This window comes from bacterium, from assembly GCA_020440705.1.
Lineage (GTDB): Bacteria > Krumholzibacteriota > Krumholzibacteriia > LZORAL124-64-63 > LZORAL124-64-63 > JAGRNP01.
In genome coordinates this window covers 1-7,329 of the sequence record JAGRNP010000155.1, presented here as the reverse complement: position 1 = coordinate 7,329, position 7,329 = coordinate 1, and the positions used below count along the sequence as shown (strand labels likewise).

Here is a 7,329-nt window from a genome sequence, read left to right as displayed (position 1 = left end):
CCCACCACGGCCTCTTCTGCTGGTACGACCTGGTCACCACCGACCTCGCCGCCTCCATCGCCTTCTACACCAAACTCCTCGGCTGGGAAGTCAAACAGGTCGACACCGGCACGCACCCGTACCACATGATCCACGCCGGCGAGCGCCCCGTCGGCGGCATGGTCCAGCACGATCCGGGCGAGGGCCATCCCACCCACTGGCTGCCCTACATCTTCAGCGACGATCTCGCGGCCAGCGGCGAGGTCGCCGCGCAGCACGGCGCCACCATCCTCTTCGGCCCCCAGGATGTCGGTCCCGGCTCATTCACCATGATGCGCGACCCCCAGGGCGCCCACTTCTGCATGTGGCACTCCAAGGACGACGCCCCAGCCGATCCGCCCAAGGGCACCCCCGGCGTCTTCTGCTGGAACGAGTGCATGACCACCGACGCCGCCGGGGCCGCCGAGTTCTACGCGAAGCTGTTCGGGTGGAACATCGGGACGGCGGACATCCCGGTCGGCGACTGCGAGGTCCCCTACCACTTCTTCGAGCTGAACGGCGTCCACCACGGCGGCATCATGGACCTCCCCGACGAGGCCCGCGCCCACGGCGCCCCGCCCTACTGGCTCAGCTACGTCACCGTACCCGACGTGGACGCCGCCCAGGCCAGGGCCGCCGAGCTGGGCGCCACGATCATCATGCCGCCCACGGACATCCCGCACACGGGGCGGTTCAGCGTGATCCAGGATCCGCAGGGGGGCGTGCTGTCGCTGTTCACGTATGCGCCGGAGATGCTGCAGGGATAACCCCATCCGGTGACGGCGCGCCCCGCGCACGGCGCGCCGTCACCGCGAGGGCACACCTCACGCGCCTAGTCCCCGCCCACGGCCTCGACCCGCCAGTTCTTCACGCCCCGCAATCCATGCAGCACGACGCCTTCCGTCGCGCCCGTGCGGAACTTGTGGAACGCGTTCTCGAACTCCATGGTGCCGATCACGACCGTCGCGTAGTTGGGGCGCGCCAGGTAGGCGCTGATGGTGAACTGGCGCTCGGTCCCGTCGGCGTCGCGCAGGTAGCCGTTCGTGCGGAAGGGCTCGGAGACGACCGTGGCCTCGTCGGTGTAGTCGGTCGTCTCGAGCAGGATGACGGCCAGCACCTTCGTGCTGTCGCCGATGCGGAGCAGGCCCAGCAGGCGGGCCACGTAGCGGACGTCCTCCTCGCCGTCGTAGCCCACGGTGACCGACCGGCCGTTGCCGGGCCGGAACGAGGCGCTGTTGAAGAGCTGCAGGCGGTCGTGCAGGCCCCACGGCCGGCCGCCCTCGCCCGAGATGCGGTCGGTCTCGCCGGTCGCGAACTGCACCTTGGCCAGGGCGGCGCGGGCGCGGTCGATGTCCCACGCTCCCTCCGGCTGCACCTGGAACCAGTAGAGCGCGACCAGGTCGGCCGACATCTGCAGGAAGTTGTTCCAGTTGTGGAACGCCGTGTACCACTTCTCGGCCAGCAGGGGGCCGAACTGCACGCTTTCGAACGGCGAGCGGGGCGGCAGGTGCAGCTCGCAGTGGGCGATCTCGTGGGCCAACACGAGCAGGATCTCCTCGTCCGACTCGGCGGCCGCCAGCAGCATGTCCGACACGATGACGATGCCGGTGCGGAACGAGGCGGCCAGGGGCATGTCCGCGTGCACGATGCGGAACTCGTAGTCGAAGCCGGCCGGTTCGAGGGGCCAGCCGTCGAGCACGGTCCGGCCCAGGCCGTCGAGGCGCGCCTGGAGCGCGGCGTCCTCGACGCGGGGGTACACGAGTTCGAAGGCGTGGGCCTCGGTCAGTCCCGACGTGCGGTGGCTCACGTAGTTGGGGAAGGGCAGGATCTCGAGGTCGGTGAAGCACACGGGGCAGTCGCGGTAGCCGGCGGCCGCGGCCTCCGCGTGGGTCGCGAAGGGCACGCGCAACGCGCTCGCGGGCAGGTGGTTGCAGACGCCGAAGTGCACCAGCCGGCTTTCGCTGTTCCCGACGTAGCCCCGCGACGGCGGCGGGGGACCGAAGTCGAACACCTCGTTGAGGAACGTCGCGACGCCGTCGTCGAGGAACTCCTGCCGCAGGAAGCTGCGGTCGCGCAGGACGATCTTCAGGCGGGTCTTGCCGAGGGTCTCGACCTCGAGTTCGACGTAGGTGTGCTTGACGCGCAGCTTGCGCAGGCGGAACGTCTCGCCGGCGGCTCCGAGGCGCCGCAGGGCCCGGGGGATGTGGCACACGTAGTCCTGCTCGCCGAGCAGGAGCGTGTAGTTCGGGTAGGCCAGGAACTCGGGGCGCACGCCGCGCGGCTGGGCGTTGAACTCGTCGAACGTGGCCTTCGCGCGGTCTCGGCTGAGCTTGGCCTGGGCGGTGGGCGCGGCGGCGAGCAGGACGATGGCGGCGATGACGAAGCAGGTTCCGGCCGAGTGGCGAACGAAGCGCGACGACATGATGATCCTCCCCCGGGACGATTCCGGTCGAACGTGTTGGGCGAGGTGTGGTGCGGTGGGCGTGCTGGGATCCCCGGGGGATCGTAGCCGAGATGGGGTGGGGGGGCCAAGGTGGGAATGGGGTGAAACCCGCAGGAATTCCGTTTGATTCACGAGAACAACAGGTTCGATTTGAACCTGGGCCGGCCGTGTGGTAGTTTGATGCGCGATCCTTGTACAACGTATGAGTCAGAAGGAGCTGGCAGGTTGGCTCAACTCGATCCCAAGACCGTGAGTCTCCCTGAAGCCGATGCCTTGCCGGCTTTCGGTCTTGCCGCCGATGGCAAGACGCAGCTTCTGGTCGTCTACAGGAACTGGCGCGGCGAGGTGGCCGAGCGGAAGATCATTCCCCGGCGCATCTGGTTCGGATCGAACCAGTGGCACCCCGAGCCGCAGTGGCTATTGGACGCCGAAGACGTCGCCAAGGGCGACGTGCGGTCGTTCTCGACGCGCGACTTCATCAAGGTCGTCTGGGTCGACGACTAGGGCTCGACCGGGCCCCGCAGCACAGGCTCCTCTCCCCGATACAAAGCCACGGCCGCACGCACCGAATCCTGGAAGTCGGGCACGTATGCGGCAGGATCGATTCCCTCCAGTTCGCCTGGGTCGAACCACTTGATTTCCGTATGTTTCCGCCGGTCGAAGGCCTGCTCGATCTCCCCCGGATTCACGACTTCGGCGACGAACATGAGCCCCGGGATGACACGTTCGCCCTTCTCCACGACATAGGTTCGCACCGGATCCGGCCAGACACGCCCCAACTCGGCACCGAAGTCTCCCAGATAGGCTTCGGCAAGGCATTCGCCGAAGTCCTGCCCGAACCGCAATTGTGAGCAACCGAACTCCCAGGCTCCGGCCAAAAACTTCTTCGTGGCCGGTCGCTTTCCAAGCAGAATGCGGCCTTTGTCGTCGAAGCAGATGGCGACGCAGTGCACCTCCGAGCATTTCTCGCGGATCGGGACGATTGTCTCGATCACCGCTTTCGTGGGGGGCTCTTTGAGGATGGCGAGGGAGCGATGGTAGCTGTCCGCCTGGCCCGCCTCGGTCAGGACTTGCAGGATCGTTGCCGGCGATTCCACCTGCGCGTCGGGGTCTGGGTACATCCTGGCCACGAGTGCGTTGTCGAAGCGGTCGTCGTAGAGGAAGGCATTGTGGATCTCCTTCCAGGCCGCGTCGTAGTACCAGACGATCGGGTAGTGCCGGTCCTGCCAGACGCCTTTGAGCTGTTCGTACGAGACGATGCGGATGTGATCGCAAACTGGGCCGGCGCCATGATGGAACGCCAGGGCCGCCAGGTCGGCCGAAAGGGTGATCAGGCGTTTGTGGGCGAATCGGGCGACGCGGAACCCGATGTCGATGTCCGGCCCGACGAAATCGATCGAGGTCTCGACCTCGTTCCAGGCGAGCCCTTCAACCTGAATGATCAGGTTCTTTCGCTGGTGATCACCAGCACGGACTTCCTTCGCGGGAAGGTGTTCGCAGACGGCGCTCCACATGGTGGTCTTCACGAAGAGCACGTTCTCGGTCACGGGGAACACGTTGTTCAGTTGCCGGGTAATCGACTGAGCGATCCCGGCCACCTTCTCGAACATGGCGCAGACATCGTCGAGTCGTTCGAGCCGCAGGTAGAATAGGACTTCGTCACCCACATACTTCCACACGCGGACTCTCTCGATGTTCTCGCCGATCTCACGACGGGTCAGGCGATAGAAATAGCTGAGAACCTGCGGCCAAATCTCCTCGCGGGTCTTGAAGACCGTGGAGTTGACCAGATCGATGGAGATGAAGAGGTACAGACCGTCAGCCATGGGAGTCGCCCGTGGTGCGTCCGCGTCTCCTGCCGTGGTCGGAGTTGTCGGGGGGGGACTGGAGTCCATGCTGCCTCCTCGGAGTTGTGGCGGGTTTGACCCTTCCTGCTTTCAGAACATGTGAGCTCGCGTTTTCTCAAGAGTTGGCCGTGCGTGACGTCTCGGTCTGTGGCGTCAAACAGCATCATCCCGCTTTCATTGGGCCGGGATTTCGGAGATAGTCTGTGCAGTTTCTGAACCTGGCTTCACCCACAGGTCCCATGGAGCCCCCATGCCCCTCGACGAGAACCTCAACGCCCGCATCCGCGCCCTCGTCGCCGACGGCCTCGAGGTGGGCGGCAAGGCGGTCCGGCCCAGGCAGGTCGCCGAGAAGAAGATGTTCGGGGGCGTGTGCTTCCTCTACCGCGGGAACATGTTCTGCGGGGCCGACGCGAAGAACGGCCTCATGGTCCGCGTCGGGCCCGACCAGCACGACAAGGCCCTCGCCCACAAGCACGCCCGGCCCATGGACTTCACCGGCAAGCCCATGAAGGGGTTCGTCTTCGTGGCGAACGAGGGCACGCGCACGAAGGCGCAGCTGGCGAAGTGGGTTCAGATGGGCCTCGCCTTCGCGGGGTCGTTGCCGGCGAAGTAGTCCCGCGGGCCGGGCCGGGCGGTCCGGCCGCGAAGATCCGAAGCGGCCTTCGCGCCGCCCACCCAGGAGCCCCATGCGCACCACCCGCCTCGAAGCCTTCAGCGACGGCGTCATCGCCATCCTCATCACGATCATGGTCTTCGAGTTGAAGGTCGGCGCGGGCGATGACTTCGCGGCGCTGCGCGAGGTGCTGCCGGGGCTCTCGGCGTACGTCCTCAGCTTCGTGTACCTGGGGATCTACTGGAACAACCACCACCACATGCTGCACACGGCCGACCGGGTCACCGGCGGCATCCTGTGGGCGAACCTGCACCTGCTGTTCTGGCTGTCGCTGGTGCCGGCGGCGACCGGGTGGCTGGGGGGCAGCGGCTTCGCGGCGGTGCCGGCGGCGACCTACGGCGGCGTGATGCTGATGGCGGGGCTGGCCTACTTCATCCTGCAGCAGCGGATCATCGCGGCGCAGGGTCCGGACTCGCTGCTGAAGCGCGCCGTGGGGGACGACCGCAAGGGGCGGCTCTCGCAGGTGCTCTACGTGGTGGGGATCGCGGCGGCGTTCGTCAACGCGTGGATCTCGGTGGCGATGTACGTGCTGGTGGCGTTGATCTGGCTGGTGCCGGATCGGCGGGTGGAGAGCGCACTGGGCGCAGCGGCGCGCGACGACTGACCTGCCCGGGGCATGGTCCTTGCCCTGCGCTGTTTGGGCGCAACTCCCATCGCTCCTCGGTCCATCTCATGCGGGATCGTCGTCCCCGGTCGGGGTCGGGGGTTTCGCGGGGGCCGGCGACGGATCATGCAGGGAGCAACGATCCGGACCCGGTTTTCGTGGCGAGGTGCAAGATGAGGGGCCGGCCTTCGAGTCCTCCGGTTGGGCGATTCTCGCGAAATTCGCCGCTTGTGGGGGCTCCTGGCCTGATTCGCCTGTCGCCCGTTCCCGCATGGGGAGCAGTTCCCGTGCCCGGGGTCCACCGACCGACCGACAGGACGACACCATGAGCGACACGCGACGCGACCTCGTCATCAGGCTGGGCATCTGCATCCCGCTGGTCGCCGCGACCGGCTTCACCATCGCGCGGGCGTCGGAGCCGAACCTGCCCTTCCTCCTCCTCGGGTTCCCCTGCGTGGCGGTGTGCGCCGTGGTGCTGATGCCAAACGCGACCGGCGCGGCGAGCGAACACGTGCGCGAACTGCTCGACCTGGAACATTCGGGCAGTCGCTACCTGGCCGACCTCGACGCCGCCGACGCCCTGATCGACGCGGGCGACCTGGACGGCGCCCGCCGCCGCCTGCTCGAGACGGCTCGGGCCCACCCCCGCGAGCGCGCCGCCTGGATGCGACTCTTCCACCTGACCCTGGTGCGCATGAACCGTCCCGACCTGGCCGCCGACGCGCTGCAGGCGGCGAGCGAACTCGGGCTGTCGCCGCGGGATCGGGAGATGGTGCTGTGGGCGTATCAGCTGTTCGCGGAGGAGGTCGGGGCGACGGTCGGGGCCTAGCGCCCTGCGCCCATGGTCCCGGCTCCGAAGCGCCCGGCCCCTGCGACCCAGGCCTCGCGCCAGGCTTCGTTCGCCGGGCCGGAGTCGAGCAGCGAGTCGGCGCCCGCCGCCAGGAGGACGCCCCGGTAGGTGTCGCTGATGTCCGCCGACAGCGGGTTGAACCGATTGTCGAAGACGATGTTCATGTCGGTGCCCTGGCGGCCGGAGTAGGTCTGCAGCGCGATGCGGGATACGCCGTCCGGTCCCGACACGACCTGGAATCCGTTCCCCGAGATCCGCAGCGACCCCATCACGGCCTGGTACTCTTCCGGCATGGTGCCGAACACGACCCGCGCGAGCGACGAATCCGGCTCGCTGCAGCCGGGATTGCACAGGGAGTCGACGGAGGCGCCGGACCAGTAGGTGTCGTCCAGGGCGATGACCGTAGGGCCGTTGTAGGCCGGCGCGTTGTTGACGCCGGTGGCGAGGGCCTCGTCCTTGCCGTCGCCGTCGATGTCCGCGACCGCGACCGCCATCAGGTGGCCCCGGTTGGCGTACTGGCGCAGGCGCCGGCCGTCCCGGTTCACCAGGCACACGGCGGCGGGATAGTTGCGGCTGTGCCGGAACACGGCCACGATCTCAAGGGCGCCGTCGCCGTCGATGTCGCCGAAGTCGAAGGCGCAGCAGCCCATGGGGTAGCCCTCCATGACCTCGTCGCCGAGGGCGCGCACGAGCTGGTCGGTGTCGGGCTCGACCCACCACAGCAGCTCGCCGGTCGCCCGGTCGCGGGCCTGCAGGGGCTGGTAGTGGCGTTCGCCGATGGGGGCGTTCAGCAGGACGATCGTCGGGTCCCACGGTGCGATGCGGATGGTGCAGCGGACCGATTTGAGGGGCAGGGTCCAGAGCGTCCGGCCCAGGACGGGGTCGCGGGCCACG

8 protein-coding genes are annotated in these 7,329 nt (G+C 67.7%); 5 read left to right on the top strand and 3 right to left on the bottom strand.

Annotated elements, in window-relative coordinates:
* Nucleotides 1-785, top strand: a 785-nt coding sequence (locus KDM41_16265) for a VOC family protein (GenBank protein MCB1184983.1), incomplete at its 5' end; no start/stop codon positions are given.
* 65 nt (nt 786-850) lie between these two features.
* On the opposite strand, the gene KDM41_16260 is transcribed toward KDM41_16265, so the two are convergent.
* The gene (locus KDM41_16260) at nt 851-2,440 is read right to left on the bottom strand and encodes a M48 family metalloprotease (protein ID MCB1184982.1); all 1,590 of its coding nucleotides are present in this window, start codon (nt 2,438-2,440) and stop codon (nt 851-853) included.
* A 294-nt stretch (nt 2,441-2,734) separates the two neighbouring features.
* Between KDM41_16260 and KDM41_16255 the strand changes: the two genes are divergently transcribed.
* Entirely contained in the window at nt 2,735-2,965 is a 231-nt protein-coding gene (locus tag KDM41_16255) for a hypothetical protein (protein MCB1184981.1), read from the top strand.
* Here KDM41_16255 and KDM41_16250 read toward each other — a convergent pair.
* Entirely contained in the window at nt 2,962-4,287 is a 1,326-nt protein-coding gene (locus KDM41_16250; protein MCB1184980.1) for a hypothetical protein, read from the bottom strand. The two genes, KDM41_16255 and KDM41_16250, sit on opposite strands and share 4 nt — an antisense overlap.
* Nucleotides 4,288-4,558: 271 nt before the next feature.
* Here KDM41_16250 and KDM41_16245 point away from each other — a divergent pair, with 271 nt between their 5' ends.
* The 3 genes from KDM41_16245 to KDM41_16235 all read left to right on the top strand — a co-directional run bounded on the left by KDM41_16245 (nt 4,559) and on the right by KDM41_16235 (nt 6,414).
* Nucleotides 4,559-4,921: a TfoX/Sxy family protein gene (locus KDM41_16245; GenBank protein ID MCB1184979.1), complete on the top strand. Its 363-nt coding sequence runs from the start codon at nt 4,559-4,561 to the stop codon at nt 4,919-4,921.
* Between the two features lie 73 nt (nt 4,922-4,994).
* The gene (locus KDM41_16240; protein ID MCB1184978.1) at nt 4,995-5,585 is read left to right on the top strand and encodes a DUF1211 domain-containing protein; all 591 of its coding nucleotides are present in this window, start codon (nt 4,995-4,997) and stop codon (nt 5,583-5,585) included.
* A 325-nt stretch (nt 5,586-5,910) separates the two neighbouring features.
* Nucleotides 5,911-6,414 (top strand): hypothetical protein, encoded by a 504-nt coding sequence (locus KDM41_16235; GenBank protein ID MCB1184977.1) that lies wholly within the window; start codon nt 5,911-5,913, stop codon nt 6,412-6,414.
* Here KDM41_16235 and KDM41_16230 read toward each other — a convergent pair.
* The coding region (locus KDM41_16230) for a VCBS repeat-containing protein (protein MCB1184976.1) at nt 6,411-7,329 on the bottom strand (919 nt) is incomplete at its 5' end. The genes KDM41_16235 and KDM41_16230 overlap by 4 nt on opposite strands.

What these genes read in the sequence shown, in the direction of transcription:
- KDM41_16260 (MCB1184982.1), bottom strand. Translation starts at nt 2,440, where the DNA reads ATGTCGTCGCGCTTCGTTCGCCACTCGGCCGGAACCTGCTTCGTCATC.
- KDM41_16250 (MCB1184980.1), bottom strand. Translation starts at nt 4,287, where the DNA reads ATGGCTGACGGTCTGTACCTCTTCATCTCCATCGATCTGGTCAACTCC.
- KDM41_16245 (MCB1184979.1), top strand. Translation starts at nt 4,559, where the DNA reads ATGCCCCTCGACGAGAACCTCAACGCCCGCATCCGCGCCCTCGTCGCC.
- KDM41_16240 (MCB1184978.1), top strand. Translation starts at nt 4,995, where the DNA reads ATGCGCACCACCCGCCTCGAAGCCTTCAGCGACGGCGTCATCGCCATC.
- KDM41_16235 (MCB1184977.1), top strand. Translation starts at nt 5,911, where the DNA reads ATGAGCGACACGCGACGCGACCTCGTCATCAGGCTGGGCATCTGCATC.